Raw genomic sequence first — 14,836 nt, forward strand, 5'->3', positions numbered from 1 at the left:
GCCGCGCCGCCGTACGTCACAGGGTCGGCCGACCGGGCAGCGGTGACCGGCCCAGCAACGCGGGGATGCGTTCGAGGACGCCGCCCGCGAAGGTGTCGTAGAGGCCGAGCGGCTCCAGATGCACGTAGCCGATGTGGCAGTCGCAGGTGTCCAGCGGGCAAGGACGCGGCGCGAGCGCGCCGAGGAACGATCCGTCGTACAGGTTGCCCAGGACGGACGGGACGAAATGGCAGCGGCGCACCGTCCCGTCGCCGTCCACGGACACGACGCTCTCGCCGGTGCGGCAGGCGAGGCCGCGGCTGGTGTGGGGCCGGCGGCTGACGGGGAACAGCGGGTCGATCTCGGTCCAGGTGGCGGCCTCGGCGTCGTCGTAGCGGCGTCCCTCGGCGGCATTGACCCACAGGTACGTCGCGGCGGGCAGGTCGGCGCGGAGGCGGCGGGCGGCCGCGAGGTGCTCGGGCTGCCCGACGATCCCCACGCTGTGCCTGATCCCGGCCCGAGCCAGCTCACGGCACTTGCCGAGGAAGCGCTCGTACGGCACCTGACCGGGATGGTAGGTCGCCCACAGCGCCAGCTTGGCCGGGTCGGCGTCGGACGTCCACGACACGCGGTGGCTCAGGTTCGTCTGGATCGCGACGCGGTCGACGTGCGGGAGGCGGCTCAGCTCCACCAGAGCGCGCCGGTACCAGGACCGTACGAGCCCCTCTCCCCAGGGCGTGAACAGGACGGAGACGCGGTGGTCCCTGCCGGCGACCCAGCCGGTGAAACGTTCGAGTGCCGCGCGGTCGGCACGCAGTTGCTCCGGCGTGTCGCGGCGCTTGGCGAACGGGCAGTAGGGACAGTCGTAGTCGCAGCTGGCGAGCGGCCCGCGATAGAGGATCGTGAGGTGTTCCATCAGCGCGTCTCGTAGGCGGCCATCCGTTCCCGCACGTGCGGCGAGAACAGGGCGGGGCCGATGGCGTCCGAGTGGGCGAGCCCTTCCGAGGTCAGGGAGATGGACGCGGATGTCGTCTCCAGCCATCCCCGCCTGTCGAACGACGTGAGGTCAACGGCGAAGTCGTCGGAAGGGTCTGTTCCGAAGCGCTCGGTGTAGGCGTTCCGGTCGAGGCCGGTGGACTGCAGGAGGGATTGGACGAGATGACGGCGGCGGCGCTCGTCGTCGTCCAGCGCGAAGCCCACGCGGGCGGCGCCGAAGTCGTCCTCGCGGACGTAGTCGTCGATGATGGCGCGGACGTGCCTCGCCCCGACCGCGTATTCGAACGAGTAATGCAGGCCGGTCGTGTAGGAGCGGGCTCCGCAGCCCAGGCCGACCATGCCGTCGGTCTGGCAGCAGTACTCGGTGCCCCCCGCGTCCTCGCGCGGCAGCCGGAACATCCGCATCGACACCTGCTCGTACCCTTCCGCCAGAAGGTGGTCGCGGCCGATCCGGTAAAGGGCGAGGCGTGAGTCGTCCCACTCCCGGCGGGATTGCTCGTCGAGCCGGTGCAGGCCCGTGCCCGGACGGACGTACAGCGGGTACAGGTAGATCTCCTCCGGGCGCCACTTCAAGGCGGCGTTCAGGGAGTGCGACCATGTCGCCGGTGTCTGGCCGTCGATGCCGTAGATCAGGTCGATGTTGAGGATCGGGAACCCGACGGCCCGGATGCGGTCGAGCGCGGCCTCCACCTCGGCGCGCTTCTGCGGGCGGACGGCGGCGCGGGCCTCCTCGTCGATGAAGCTCTGCACCCCGAGTGAGACGCGCGTGGTTCCGCGTTCGGCCAGGACGGTGAGCCGGTCGGTGGTGGCGGTCGCCGGGGACGTCTCCACTCCCAGCGGGGCCGACCCGAACCCGGAGAACCGTCCGGCGATGTCGCAGAGGCGCTCCAGCTCGGACGCGGTCAGGTAGGTCGGTGTCCCGCCGCCGAACGCCGCGGTGGCGAACGTCCCGGCGCCCTCCAGGGCGTCCAGGACGGCGGTGGCCTGCCGGTCGAGCGCGTCGAGGTAGGCACCGGTCAGTTCCTCGGGCGCGCCCGTCCGCGTGAACAGATTGCAGAAGCCGCAGCGCATCTCGCAGAAGGGGATGTGCAGGTAGAGGAACAGGGAGTCGAGGGGCTCGCCCGCCCACACCTCGCGCAGCGGACGCGGCGGATTGAGCGGACGGTAGGCGGTCTTGTGCGGGTACGCGTAGACGTAGTGCTGGTAGCGGTCTGTTGAGGTCACGGCAGAACGAACTCCCCATACGGAACGGTCCACACGACCTCGTGGCCGATGCGGTGCCCGGTGTGCCCGTCCTCCCCGTAGGCCGTCCCGTGGTCGGAGCAGACGATCACGAAGCAGGGACGGCGCATGAGGGCGAAGAGCCGACCCAGCCGGGCGTCGACGTGCCGCAACGCGGCGGTGTGGCTCGCCCGGGTGTCGCCGTGCGAGCTGGTCGCCCCGTCCAGGTAGAACCAGTTGGGCTGGTGCAGCGACGCGACGTTCAGCAGCAGGAACAGCCGCCGTGCGGCGGGCAGCCGGTCCATCACGTCGGCGACGCGGTCGATCTGGTGGTCCAGGGAGGCCGGGTCGGTGACGCCGAACCCCGGTTCCCAGTGGCTCTCGGCGAACAGCGAGGGCAGGGCGGACCCCAGAGGCGTGAGCTTGTTGAAGAAGCCCACGCCCCCGACGCAGACGGTGTGATACCCGGCCGCGGCGAGACCGGACGGCAGGTCCGCGGCGTCGAACGTCCAGGTGCCGGGGGCCGTCGTCTCGCTGCCCGGGAACGCCCCGGCGAACAGGCGCGGGTGCGGGCCGGGCGATGCCGGAGTGGGCAGGAACCCGGCCAGGATCGCGGTGTGCGCCGCGTACGTGAAGCTGCCGGGCGAGTGGCGGCGCTCCCACCGGCCCCCTGGGAGGAGCCCGGCGAGCGTGGGCGTCCCCCCGGTCGCGGCGAGCTCGGCGGCCACGTCGTAGCGCAGCGTGTCGAGGGTCACCAGCAGCACGTCGTGGCTGCCGATGATCTCGTTCATGTCGTACATGCGGGGGCGTACTCCGACAAGGTGGCCCTGACCTGGGCAGTGTAGGTGTCGAGTCCCTCCGCGGAGGTCCCCGGCAGGCCGGGAAGTCCGGGGAGCAGATCCCCGAACGCGTTGACCTCGCACACCGCAAACCGCCTCATGCCCATGGGGACGAGCAGATCGACGCCGACCATCGGACTGCCGGGGAAACAGGCGGCGGCCCGCGCGCACACGTCGAGCGCCCTCTGCCAGCCGTCCTCGCCAAGCGCGCGCCGCACCGCCACGAGGTCTCCCCTGGCGCCGCCAAGGTGCAGGTTGGTCATCGGACTGCGGCTCGTCCGCACGACCGCGTGGGTGGGCTCACCGCCGATGACGACCACCCGCAGGTCGAACACGCGACCGCCGATCGTGGCCTTCGGCAGCCACCGCTCCACGTGCAGGCCGTCCGGCGCCAGGGCGTCGATCAGCGCGGCGACGTCCCGTTCTGTGTCGTACACCCGGACACGGAGCGAGTTGAACAGGCCGGACGGTGTCATGGCCGCGGACGTGACGGCCCTGACGCGTCCGCCGGGCGCCGTCTGCAACGCCACCACACCCGACGCGGACGAGCCATGCGCCGTCTTGGCGAACACACGCCGCTCCCCTGCGCCGTCCATCAGGGACCGCAGTTCCGCGTAGCTCCCGGCCGGGGGGAGCGCTGCGGGGACGGGGACTCCGGCGGCCTGCATACGCGCGTGCGACCGCCGCTTGTCGAACATCACCGCGATCTCGCCGACGTCCCCGAGGAGCCGTGCGCCCGCCCGCGCCGCCGCCGCGTCGATCCTCGCGAGCGCGGCGGTGAACGTCCGGTACCAGGCGGCGCCGCCGCCCACGCGCGACGGGTCCCCGGGACCGCGCAGCAGTGCGTCGGCCGCCGGGTCCTCCCCCGGCGAGTCGACGCGGAGCAGGTCACCGGGGCCGAAGGGGAGCGAGGAACCGCGCAGGACGTCCGTCCAGGGGACGACCCTGGGCTCGGACAGCCCTGACGCGCGGCACGCGTCGGCGAACAGCACAGGACGCCGGTCGCCGGGCGTCGCGACGACGACGGTCCTTGAGGCGCCGTTCCTGTCGGCGCCCGTTCCGAGGCCACCCGGGACAACCGCTCCCGGGACGACCGCGCCGGTCACGGCGGTGGTCATGAAAGGGTGCCGTGGGTCATTCCGACACCGCGACGAAGCGCCAGTCGCCGTCCGGCTTCTCCTGCTCGCTCAGGTCGACGTCGACGCCGGGGAGCGCGGCCCTCACCCGTTCCACCATCGCGTCGGACAGGAAGTGGTGGTGCAGGTCGAGCCTGCGCAGATGCGTGAGCGGCTGCCCGGACAGCAGCGCCTCGGCGCCCTGGTCGGTCAGGACGCCCATCGCGAGGCTCAGCGACTCCAGCCGCGCCACGATCGGCGCGCCGGCGACCGCGGCGGCGACCTCGTCCTGGATCTCGCTGTCCTCCAGGCCGAGGTGGCGCAGCGCGGGCAGCCGCTCGCCGGACAGGAGCGGCGCGAGGTCGGCGACGGTCGCGTCGCCGCCGTAGTTGTCCTCGCCGAGCCACAGGTCGAGGCGCTCCAGGTTCGGCAGCTCGCTCGCGCCCACGGCCTGGACGATCCGCGCGGGCAGCCCGCCCGACTCGAACCGCAGCACCTTCAGCGTCGTGCTCTTGATCGGTTCGAGCGCGAGGTCCTGGGCGCCGCGGACGTCGAACCGCTCCAGCGCGGGGAACGCCGCGAACAGCGGGGTGATGTCGGAGTGCTCGATCCAGGAGATCTCCGACTCCTCGCCGAGGATGTCGCCGAGGAAGAGCGACGTCAGCCTCGGGAAGGAGGATGCGGCACCGGTCAGGAGCGCCACGGGGTCGGCGACGTTCTCGTCGTAGGACGCACCCCAGTAGCCGATGACGAGGGCGGTGATCTGGGTGGTGTCGACCGCTTCCAGGAACCGCGCGAAGGTCTCGCTGAACGGCTCCGAGTCGAACATCGTCCCGACGTACCACGCCGCCTCGCCGGGCGGCGGGTAGCCCTTGGAGTCCGGCCCAGGTCCGTCGCCCTCCTCCGACTCCTTGCCGTAGAACCTGCACACCGGCAGCCCGGCGTACTCCTCCAGATGCTGATACACGCCCATGGGTCCCCTTCACGATTTCGTCGGACCCTGTCCTATCAGCACGGGCGGACAAACCGTCGTGCTTCAGTCGTCCTCGTCCGCGAAACCCTCGGATCCGCCCTGCACGCCCGGTCCAGCGTCCGATCCGGCAACCGGACCGCCGCCCGATCCGGCATCCGGACCGCCGTCCGACGCCGCGCCCAGCAGGCCGCGGGTGAGCGACTGCGCGGGGTCGAACATCTCGGTCAGCGCCGCGCCGAAGTGGGCGTCGGTCAGGACCTCCGCCGCGCCGCCCTCGCGGAGCGCGACCAGCACGGCGCGCCGGACGAGTTCCTTGATGAACGAGGCGGTGACGCCCTCGGTGCGGGCGGCGATGTCCTCCAGGTCGGCGGTGAGACGCAGCTCGCGCCCGTACAGCCGAAGCAGCTCCACCCTTCCCCGGATGTCGGGACGGGGTATCTCCACGGCCAGGTCCACCCGTCCCGGACGCTCCGCCAGGGCGGACTCCAAGGAGCCGACGCGGTTGGTGGTGAGGACGAAGACGACGTCGGCGTCGCCGGCGACGCCGTCCATCGCGTCCAGGAGGGAGAACAGCAGGGGGCTGGAGCCGCCCTCGAAGAGGTCGCGGTCCTCGGCGACCAGGTCCACGTCCTCCACGATGACGATGGAGGGCTGGAGGCTGCGCGCCAGCGCCACGGCGTCGTCCAGGAACCGCAGGGCGGGGCCGGTGAGCTGGACGACCGTGTACCCCAGGAGCCGTCCCATCAGGTAGCGGACCGTGTGGGTCTTGCCGGTGCCGGGCGGGCCGTGCAGCAGCAGCCCGCGCTTGAGGTGCTGCCCCGCGGCGAGGAGCCGTTCGGCGTGCTCGGCGATCCCGACCACGTGCGCCTCGATCGCCTCCAGCCGCCCGTCCGGCAGGACGACGTCGGACGCGGCGAGGTGCGGCCGGGGCAGGAAGGTGACCAGCGCGTTCTCGCGGTGCTCGCTGGACGTGAAGCCGAGGACCTGGCCGCGCATCACGTCGTGCTCGCGGCGGAGCCGGTCCACCTCGTCGCGGACCGCGGCGGCGGCCGCCCGGTCCCGGGCGAAGACGGTGAGGACGCACAGCGCCTCGTACGACTCGCGGGTGAGGACGCCGATGACGACCGGGGACCCGTCCGGCGCCAGCGTCGGCACCAGGCCCAGCTCGACGACCTCCATGGACTCCGCGGGGCCGACGGCGGCGGTGCCGTAGTCGGGACGGCCCAGCAGGTAGGTGCCCATCGTGATCACCGCGTTGATCATGGAGCTGATGTTGTCGAAGTGCCGCTCGGCGCCGGCGATGCCGAACCACTCGGCGCCGGGCGGGCGGTCCGCCAGGTAGGCGTCGATGCCGCGTTGCAGCCCGGCGTGCTCCCAGCTCTTGTAGTCGTGGCCGACCGTCACCAGGTCGTGGAACGGGACGCCGATGTGGTCGGTGATCCGCGCCACCAGCGGCGACGCCGCGTTGTCCTCGGTGAGGCGCTCCCCCGCGGTGCGCAGCAGGCGCTGGAGCCCGGTGGCCAGGGTGCGCGCCGACTCCAGGTCGAGCTCCCCGCCCGCGGGGCCGCTCACGGCATCGGTCACCAGATGTCCCCCGTTCGTCCGGCCGCCCGCAAGTCAGCTTAGGCAGCCCCCGCGCGCGCCCGCGACCGGTTTGCGGCACACACGCACAAGGCCCGGGCGGACGGTGCGACCCGTCCGCCCGGGCTCTGTGCGATGTCCGCCCAGGGCGCGCGTCAGGAGGCGATGAGTACGGACCCCTTGTACTTGTCCTCGACGAACTTCTTCACCTCGGGCCCGCGGAGCAGTTCGACCAGCTTCTTCACACGCGGGTCGTCCTTGTTCTCCGGGAGGGTGACGATGCCGTTGGCGTACGGGTTGCCCTCGGCCTTCTCGGCGGCGAGCGCGTCCTTGTTCGGCGCCAGGTGCGCCTCAAGGGCGTAGTTGCCGTTGATGACCGACAGGTCGACGTCGTCCAGGGAACGGGGAAGCTGCGCGGCCTTCAGCGGCTTGAACTTCAGGCCCTTGGGGTTGCCCGTGATGTCGCGCTCCGTCGCGCTGGCGGGCGCGCCCTGCCTGAGCGTGAGCAGGCCGTTGTCGGCGAGCAGCTTCAGCGAGCGTCCCTGGTTCGCCGGGTCGTTCGGCACCGCGACGGTCGCGCCATGCGGGACGGCCTGAAGGCTCGTCACCTTCTTGGAGTAGACGCCGAGGGGTTCCAGGTGGACGGGCGCGACGAACGCCAGTTTCGTCCCCGACTTCTTCTCGAACTCCTGCATGAAGGGCACGTGCTGGAAGTAGTTGGCCGTGACCTGCTTCTCCTTCAGGACGGTGTTGGGCTGCTGGTAGTCGTCGAAGGTGACGATGTCGAGCTTGAGCCCGGCCTTGGACGCCAGGTCGTCCTTGACGTACTTGAGGATGTCGCCGTGGGGCACGGGGTTGACCGCGACCTTCAGCGGGGCGTCCGCGTCGTTGGACGCCTCGGACGACCCGCACGCGGTCATCGCGGCGAGCAGGCCCACGGACGTCAGCGTGATGATGATCTTGCGGAGCACGAGGGTGCCTTTCTGTGCGTCACTTGTGCGTGAGGCGGCGGGCGACGAGGTCCCCCGCGGCCTGGATGATGAGGACGAGCACGATGAGGAGCACCACGGTGGCGACCATGACCTTGGTCTCGAAGCGCTCGTAGCCGTAGGTGACGGCGAGGTTACCGAGGCCGCCGCCGCCAACCGTCCCGGCCATGGCGGTGTAGCCGATCAGTGCGATGACGGTGACGGTCAGGCCGGACACCAGGCCCGGGCGCGCCTCGCGCAGCAGCACCTTCCCGACGATCTCCCGCCGGGTCGCGCCCATCGCGTCCGCCGCGGCGACCACGGCGGGATCGACCTCGCGCAGCGCGATCTCCACGAGCCGGGCGTAGAAGGGGATGGCGCCGACCGTCAGCGGGACGATCGCCGCCGCGTTGCCGATGCTGGTGCCGACGACGACCCGGGTGAAGGGGATGATCGCCACCATCAGGATGAGGAACGGCAGCGAGCGGCCGATGTTCACCACGACGCCCAGCGTCCTGTTGACCGGCGGGGCCGCCAGCAGCCCGCCCCGCTCGGTGATCACCAGCAGCACGCCGAGGAGCAGCCCGAGCACGGCGGTGAACAGCGCCGACACGCCGGTCATGTACAGGGTCTCCCGTGTCGCGGGCCACAGCAGCGGGGTCACCTCGTCCCAGGTCATCGCGGGTCCTCCTCGTCGGCCGGCGCCCAGCCGGGTGTCGTGACCTCCACGGCCAGGCCGGACTCGCGCAGGAACGCCAGCCGCGCCGTGTTCGCGGACGGCCCGCCCGGCAGCTCGAGCCGGAGCCGCCCGACGCGCTCGCCGCCGACGGTCTCCACGGCGCCGCCGAGGATGGTGACGTCCACCGAGAACCTGCGGGCCAGCGCCGACACGAACGGCCGGTCGGCGGCGCCGCCCGCGAAGGTCACCTCGACGACCGTCGAGCCCGCGCGGGGCACGGCGGGCGGCAGCGGGAACAGGCCCTGGGTCAGCTCCGAACCGGGCCGCGCGAGCAGCCCGGTCACCGGCCCCGACTCGATGATCCGCCCGTCGCGCATCACCGCGGCGGAGTCGCAGATCCGCTTGACCACCTCCATCTCGTGGGTGATCAGCAGGATCGTCAGGCCGAGCCGCCGGTTCAGGTCGCGCAGCAGCTCCAGGATCGAGGCGGTGGTGGCGGGGTCGAGCGCGGAGGTCGCCTCGTCCGAGAGCAGCACCTTCGGCCGCCCGGCGAGCGCGCGGGCGATGCCGACGCGCTGCTTCTGCCCGCCGGAGATCCGTGCCGGATGGGCCCGCGCGTGCTCGGTGAGCCCGACCAGCTCCAGCAGCTCGTCGACGCGCGCGGCCCGCTCGGCCCGCGGGACGCCCATGACCTCCAGCGGGAACGCGACGTTGCCGGCGACGGTGCGGCTGCCGAGCAGGCCGAAATGCTGGTGGATCATGCCGATGCCCTGGCGGGCGCGGCGCAGGGCGGGGCCCCGCAGCGCGAGCAGGTCGCGCCCGCCGACGCGGACGCGTCCCGCGTCGGGACGTTCGAGCAGGTTGACGCAGCGCAGGAGGGTGCTCTTGCCGGCGCCGCTGCGTCCGAGCACGCCGAAGACCTCGCCCTCGGCGACGGTCAGGTCGACACCGTCGACGGCGGTCACCTCGCGCCCGCGGGCGCGGTAGACCTTCCGAAGTTTTTCGATCTGAATCACAGGGAATCCGGTGCGTGCGGGCGCCGCCGGGAATGTGCGGCGGTGCGGGCGGACAGGGGGACGGGGGTGCTCGCCGGCCGGCTCAGGCGTCGCGCGGGCCTTCATCCGCCCGGCGGGACGATGCCGGAGGCGGCACCACCGGGCGGATCACGAGCGGTGTGGCGATCGCACGAGGACGGTCAGGATGCGGGCCACCAGGCGGGCACCTGGTCCGGGGCGATCACCACGCTCCCCGGGGCGCGAGGCTCAGGCGACGACCTTCAGCGGTGGCGCATTCGGCGGCGACAGAGGGAAGCCGCCCGCCGGATCAGCGGAACACGCGCGGGGAACGGGCGTACGGCGGTCATGTCATCAGTTAACCGGGCCGAGACAAATGACGCAAACCCGCATCCGGGGGCGGGGCCCGGCCCGCCGGCGGTCAGTCGTCCCTGACGTCCACGTAGGTGGAGCCGGCGCGGCTGTAGGCGGCGATCACGTTCGGCGACGCGTCGTCGACGATCGCGGGGTTGAGGTGGGACGAGCCCGAGCCGCTCCAGCCGGGGACGCGGTAGCGGGAACCGGGCGGGACGATGACCTTGACCGACCCGGCACCGGCGGTCGCCTCCACGTAGCCGGGCGGCTCGGCGTAGCGCAGGTCCAGTTCGCCGGACGTCACGCGGGCCAGGGTCTTGGACGCCGCGAGCCCCGTCCCCCGGAGCGTCCCGGCTCCGGCCTGGAGCCGCAGCCGCCCGCGGGCGCCCGCGACGCCGATCTCGCCGGCGCCCGTGCGCAGGTCCAGGTCGCCGGTCAGCCCCCGGACGTTGATCTCACCCGAGCTCGAGACCGCGGAGACGCGCACGCCCGGGGGCACCTGGACGTCGATGTCCCCGCCGCACTCCAGGCCCGCGGTGAGGGCGGACGGGTCGTCGCAGCGGAAGGTCACGTACAGCACGTCGTCGATCAGCGACTCGCCCACGGCCGGTTTGCGCAGCGCCCACGTCAGCCTCTTGAAGACCCGCGCCTCGCCCTCGGGACCGGGCCCCACCGAGACCCGCGCGTCGCCCATATCGAGCCGGACGTCCTTGATCGCGTGCCGGTACGGGGTCATCGACGTCGAGGTCCGCCGGACGGCCCGCTCGACCGCCCACAGGGCGGCGGGCGCGACCACGGCGAACGCCGTCACGATCGCCAGGAACACCCACACGCCGCGCCGCCGGGGACGCGGTCCGGCCTCCGCGGTGCCGGACCGGGGCGGCCCGCCGGAGACACCGGAGGCATCGGCGGAGGGGTGGCCGCCGGGGGTCACCCGTCGCCGTCCAGGAACCGCAGGACGGCGAGGACGCGGCGATGGTCGCCCTCGGCGTGCGGGAGGTCGAGCTTGGCGAAGATGCCGTTGATGTGCTTGGCCACGGCGCTCTCGCTCACCACCATCGCCGCCGCGATGCCCGCGTTGGAGCGGCCCTCCGCCATCAGCGACAGGACCTCCCTCTCCCGTGGTGTGAGCCGGTCGAGGGGGTCGCGGTGCCGGCGCAGCAGCAGCTGGGAGACGACCTCGGGGTCCAGCGCGGTGCCTCCGGCGGCGACCCGGCGCAGCGCGTCCAGGAACACCGAGACGTCGGCGACGCGGTCCTTGAGCAGGTAGCCGATGCCGCTGGTGCTGGACGACAGCAGGTCGGCGGCGTACCGCTCCTCGACGTACTGCGACAGCAGCAGCACCGCCACCCCGGGCGTCTCCCGGCGCATCACCAGCGCGGCCCGGACCCCCTCGTCGGTGTAGCCCGGCGGCATCCGCACGTCCACGATCGCGGCGTCGGGGCGGTGCCTGCGGACGGCCGCCAGCAGCCCCTCGGCCTCCCCGACCGCCGCGGCCACCTCGAACCCGGAGGTCTCCAGCAGCTTGATCAGCCCGGCCCGCAGCAGGACCGAGTCCTCGGCGATCACAACGCGCACGGCAGCTCCACGGTGACGGTCGTCGGGCCCCCGGCGGGGCTGGTGATCCGGAACGTACCGTCCACGGACCGGACGCGGCGGGCGAGGCCGGTCAGCCCCGTCCCGCGGGACGGGTCGGCGCCGCCCTCGCCGTCGTCGGCCACCGACACCCGCAGCGTCTCACCGCGGCGGAGCACCATGATGTCCACCGACGACGCGCGGGCGTGCCTGACCACGTTGGTGAGCGCCTCGGAGACCACGAAATAAGCGACGGCCTCGACGGTCGACGAGGCGCGCGGCTCCACCTCGACCCGCAGCCGCACGGGCAGCGGCACCCGCGCGGCGACCCCGGACAGCGCGGCGTCCAGGCCACGGTCCTCCAGGACGGCCGGGTGCAGGCCGCGGACGAGGCCGCGCAGCTCGGCCAGCGCCTCCTTGGCCTCCTCGTGCGCCTCCACGATCACCCGCATCGCCTCGTCCGGGACGCCGGTGAGCGTCTCGCGGGCCAGCCCGAGGTTGAGGGCGAGCGAGACGAGCCGCTGCTGCGCGCCGTCGTGCAGGTCGCGCTCGATGCGGCGGCGCTCGATGTCGGCGGCGTCCACCACGCTGGCGCGCTTCTCCGCCAGGTCCTCGACGCGCCGCTCCAGCTCGCTGGCCCGGTCCGGGCCGAGCAGCGCGGCGCCGGCGCGGGCGTCGGCGTGGCGGACCGCGGCCGCCATCCAGGGCGCCGCCGCGACCAGCAGCACGCCGCCCAGCGCGAACAGGCCCGCGGGGTGGGATCGCGGGCCGAGCGCTTCGGAGGGGGGCAGTGCCCAGGCGAACGCGTCGTAGACGGCGAGGACCAGGCCCGCCGCCCATGCGGTGATGACGGCGACCGCGCCGATGGCCAGTACCGGCCCCACCAGCATGTGGTAGCGCAGGACGCGCCACACCTCGGGCGAGCGGACGTCGCGCAGCGTGTCCCAGGGGCGGCCGCCGTCGAAGCGGGGCAGGCGGGGGATGTCGAGCCCGAGCATCGCCCAGAAGCGCTCGCGCTGCCAGGCCGTCAGCCGGCGCAGCGCCAGCAGGACCGGGAGGAGCGACCCGGCGGTGAGGATGAGGATCATCAGGGGGTCCGATGGCAACCAGACCATCCAGAACACGCCGAGAATCGCCCAGCCCGCGAGTTGCAGGGGGACCCCGGAGGCGGTGAAGGCGGTGTCGCGCCAGGCCGCCCGCGACCACGGAGCGTGCGCGAGGGCACGCCGGGCCGGGGAGACGGATGCCATGGAGCAACCGTATTGCCCCATTTGGGGCATCGCCATAGAAGTGCCTTCCGGTCCGGGGGTGAACCTGGTGCCACCCCGGGCCGGGTACCGGTGTTACTGAAAGTGAGCCGCGGCGCGGCGAGGCTGGAACCGGCGCCCCAGGGACGGGGACGCCGCGTCCGCCAGCACAGGAGCCCCTCCCATGGTCGCCAGCACGACACCCTTCACCCCTCGTCCGGTCCGTGAGGCCGGTGCCCGGTCACGCCATGTGCCGGACACCGGATCGCGGTCGGCGCCCGCCCGCCCGAAGGCGCCGCATGGCCGATCGAGGCCATGGCCACCGGTGGCCCGGCGGCCCCGTCCCCGGCCCCGGGGGCGGCGCGTCCAGCGGCGGTGGCTCGGATGGGGGCTGGTCGGGGGCGGTGTCGTGATGGTGCCATGGACGTGGGGGCTCGCCGCCCGGCTGCCGCCCACCGCGGAGGTGTCCCACTGGCCGGCGTTGTGGGTCGGCCTCGACCTCATGCTGGCCACGGGGATGCTCGGCACCGGGATGCTGCTCGCCAGAGGGGACGCGCGGCATGGTCCGGTGGCGGCCGCCACCGGCGCCCTGCTGCTGGCGGACGCGTGGTTCGACGTGCTGACCGCCGCGCCAGGAGCCGACCGAAGGGTCGCGCTCGCGCTGGCCGCGATGGCCGAGCTGCCTGCGGCGATCCTCTTCGGCGTCCTCGCCGCGCGGGCGATCATGCCCCCGGAGCCGGGGGACGACGCGCAGGTGAAGCCCGGATGGCAAAGCATCGACGGGAGTACGCCAGACGGGTGAAAGCAGACGAGCCGGACCTCTAGAGTGAGTCCCACGTAGGGGCCCTCTTCCGAGAGGGCCCCTAGCCCTGCCTGCACGATCAGAGGTCCCCGACATGAACGACCACGAGGTGTACGAGGAGTGCTTGCGGCTCCTGCGGGACGGCCTGCCGGACCCCGCGCCCGACGCCCTCGCCGAGGGACGGGAGTTCGTTCCACTCTGTATTGATAAGGAGGGAGACGTCGCAGTTGTCACGTTCCTGCACCAGTGGGACGGGGCACCCGGGACGGCGCCGTTCATCGAGGGCTGGACGTTCCACCGCCGTGACGGCGAGTGGATGGGCCTCGGCGGCGCGGGCGGAGCGGCACCCGATGAGCCCCTGACGCGGCGCTCGTCCGGCGAGATGGGGCGCTACCTCCAGAAGTACGGATCGGGACGGACCGTCCGCAACGCCAACCGGCTGCTGCCGTGGGGCGCGAAGTGGGTGAACGAGGCGCGGCTGCGCGTCTCGGCGGAAGTGGCGCGGATCCGCGTCGGCAAGCGGCTGCTGGACGTCCCCGTCCACGGGCACGTCGTCGTGGTGTGGTCGGCGCGCCGGGGCCCGGTCGTGGAGGCCCTCGCCCCGGACGGGGCGGTGCTCGACGAGCTCGACCTCGACCGCCCGCCGGTCGCGGCCCGCCCGCGCGGCTGACCCAGGGTACCCCGCACCCCATTTCTGGACCGTTCTAAGTTTTTCAGCGGCCCCGAATCCGCCCGCCGCGCGGTCCTCCGGCGAGGCGGCGCATCCGCCCGCCGTCCGCCGGGCAGACTCCCTTCATGGCCGTGACGCGCGACTACGACGCCGACCCCGAGCGCTTCCGCCTGTCGGCACGGGTGACGCGCAAGTACCTCATCGGCGCGCGGTGCCTGCACGGCCATATCGCCTCCAAGCTGCTGCACGCCGGGGTATCGCGCGTCCTGGACATCGGCTGCGGTGAGGGCGCCCTCACCGCCGCGCTCCCCGCCGGTCCCCCGTTCCTCCTGGCCGGGGTGGACGCGTCCGCGACCATGCTCCGCGCGCACCCGGGCCCCCGGGTCCGGGCCGACGCCGTGCGCCTGCCCTTCCGGGACGGGTCGTTCGACGCCGCCGTCGCCGTGAACGTCCTCTGGCACCTGGGGGAACCCCGGCTCGCCCTCCGGGAGGCCCGCCGGGTCCTCGCCCCCGGCGGCCTGCTGATCGTCACGGCGGTCTGCCGGACCGACAGCCCCGAGCTGGCACCGGTCTGGCGCCCCGCGCCGACGCCGTTCGACGCCGAGGACGCGCCCGCGCGGGTGTGCGAGGTGTTCGGCGAGGTCGAGGTGGAGCGCTGGGACGCCCCGCTGATCACCCTGCCGGACCGGGAGGCCGTCCGGGACTACCTCGTCGCCCGCCAGGTGCCCCGCGCCGAGGCCGCCGAGGCGGCGGGACGGCTCCGCACCCCGCTCCCGGTCACCAAGCGGGGCGCGCTCGTCCTGGCCCGCCGCTGACCGCGCCGC

General features: G+C 73.2%; 15 protein-coding genes. 3 read left to right on the forward strand and 12 right to left on the reverse strand.

The annotated features are described in order from the left end of the window. Positions 1 to 16: 16 nt before the first annotated feature. The 12 genes from AGRA3207_RS07950 to AGRA3207_RS08005 all read right to left on the reverse strand — a co-directional run bounded on the left by AGRA3207_RS07950 (position 17) and on the right by AGRA3207_RS08005 (position 12,543). Positions 17 to 895 (reverse strand): STM4011 family radical SAM protein, encoded by an 879-nt coding sequence (locus tag AGRA3207_RS07950; protein ID WP_231333911.1) that lies wholly within the window; start codon positions 893 to 895, stop codon positions 17 to 19. Next, positions 895 to 2,199: an STM4012 family radical SAM protein gene (locus tag AGRA3207_RS07955; protein WP_231333912.1), complete on the reverse strand. Its 1,305-nt coding sequence runs from the start codon at positions 2,197 to 2,199 to the stop codon at positions 895 to 897. Before AGRA3207_RS07955 ends, AGRA3207_RS07950 begins: the two co-directional genes overlap by 1 nt. Continuing rightward, on the reverse strand, positions 2,196 to 2,996 hold the full coding sequence (locus AGRA3207_RS07960; RefSeq protein ID WP_476692278.1) for an STM4013/SEN3800 family hydrolase: 801 nt from the start codon (positions 2,994 to 2,996) through the stop codon (positions 2,196 to 2,198). The genes AGRA3207_RS07955 and AGRA3207_RS07960 overlap by 4 nt, the downstream gene beginning before the upstream one ends. Continuing rightward, the gene (locus AGRA3207_RS07965; protein ID WP_231333914.1) at positions 2,984 to 4,153 is read right to left on the reverse strand and encodes an STM4014 family protein; all 1,170 of its coding nucleotides are present in this window, start codon (positions 4,151 to 4,153) and stop codon (positions 2,984 to 2,986) included. The genes AGRA3207_RS07960 and AGRA3207_RS07965 overlap by 13 nt, the downstream gene beginning before the upstream one ends. A gap of 16 nt (positions 4,154 to 4,169) precedes the next feature. Next, complete coding sequence (locus AGRA3207_RS07970) at positions 4,170 to 5,123, reverse strand: STM4015 family protein (RefSeq protein ID WP_231333915.1); 954 nt, start codon at positions 5,121 to 5,123, stop codon at positions 4,170 to 4,172. Positions 5,124 to 5,186: 63 nt separating this feature from the next. After that, entirely contained in the window at positions 5,187 to 6,707 is a 1,521-nt protein-coding gene (locus AGRA3207_RS07975; RefSeq protein WP_231333916.1) for an AAA family ATPase, read from the reverse strand. 152 nt (positions 6,708 to 6,859) lie between these two features. Continuing rightward, on the reverse strand, positions 6,860 to 7,675 hold the full coding sequence (locus tag AGRA3207_RS07980) for a MetQ/NlpA family ABC transporter substrate-binding protein (protein WP_231333917.1): 816 nt from the start codon (positions 7,673 to 7,675) through the stop codon (positions 6,860 to 6,862). 19 nt (positions 7,676 to 7,694) lie between these two features. Then, positions 7,695 to 8,351, reverse strand: coding sequence for a methionine ABC transporter permease (locus AGRA3207_RS07985; protein ID WP_231333918.1), 657 nt, complete (start codon positions 8,349 to 8,351; stop codon positions 7,695 to 7,697). Next, positions 8,348 to 9,367 (reverse strand): methionine ABC transporter ATP-binding protein, encoded by a 1,020-nt coding sequence (locus tag AGRA3207_RS07990; protein WP_231333919.1) that lies wholly within the window; start codon positions 9,365 to 9,367, stop codon positions 8,348 to 8,350. The genes AGRA3207_RS07985 and AGRA3207_RS07990 overlap by 4 nt, the downstream gene beginning before the upstream one ends. Positions 9,368 to 9,785: 418 nt before the next feature. Next, positions 9,786 to 10,652: a DUF4097 domain-containing protein gene (locus tag AGRA3207_RS07995; protein WP_231333920.1), complete on the reverse strand. Its 867-nt coding sequence runs from the start codon at positions 10,650 to 10,652 to the stop codon at positions 9,786 to 9,788. Continuing rightward, positions 10,649 to 11,296, reverse strand: coding sequence for a response regulator (locus AGRA3207_RS08000; RefSeq protein WP_231333921.1), 648 nt, complete (start codon positions 11,294 to 11,296; stop codon positions 10,649 to 10,651). The genes AGRA3207_RS07995 and AGRA3207_RS08000 overlap by 4 nt, the downstream gene beginning before the upstream one ends. Then, positions 11,284 to 12,543: a sensor histidine kinase gene (locus tag AGRA3207_RS08005; RefSeq protein ID WP_231333922.1), complete on the reverse strand. Its 1,260-nt coding sequence runs from the start codon at positions 12,541 to 12,543 to the stop codon at positions 11,284 to 11,286. Before AGRA3207_RS08005 ends, AGRA3207_RS08000 begins: the two co-directional genes overlap by 13 nt. Before the next feature lie 409 nt (positions 12,544 to 12,952). Between AGRA3207_RS08005 and AGRA3207_RS08010 the strand changes: the two genes are divergently transcribed. The 3 genes from AGRA3207_RS08010 (at position 12,953) to AGRA3207_RS08020 (ending at position 14,827) form a co-directional block, all read left to right on the forward strand. Next, positions 12,953 to 13,342: a hypothetical protein gene (locus AGRA3207_RS08010; RefSeq protein WP_231333923.1), complete on the forward strand. Its 390-nt coding sequence runs from the start codon at positions 12,953 to 12,955 to the stop codon at positions 13,340 to 13,342. Positions 13,343 to 13,436: 94 nt separating this feature from the next. Beyond that, a complete protein-coding gene (locus AGRA3207_RS08015) occupies positions 13,437 to 14,012 on the forward strand; it encodes a hypothetical protein (protein ID WP_231333924.1) in 576 nt (191 codons plus the stop codon). A 125-nt stretch (positions 14,013 to 14,137) separates the two neighbouring features. Further along, the gene (locus AGRA3207_RS08020) at positions 14,138 to 14,827 is read left to right on the forward strand and encodes a class I SAM-dependent methyltransferase (RefSeq protein ID WP_231333925.1); all 690 of its coding nucleotides are present in this window, start codon (positions 14,138 to 14,140) and stop codon (positions 14,825 to 14,827) included. Positions 14,828 to 14,836: the final 9 nt, after the last annotated feature.

The organism is Actinomadura graeca, assembly GCF_019175365.1.
Lineage (GTDB): Bacteria > Actinomycetota > Actinomycetes > Streptosporangiales > Streptosporangiaceae > Spirillospora > Spirillospora graeca.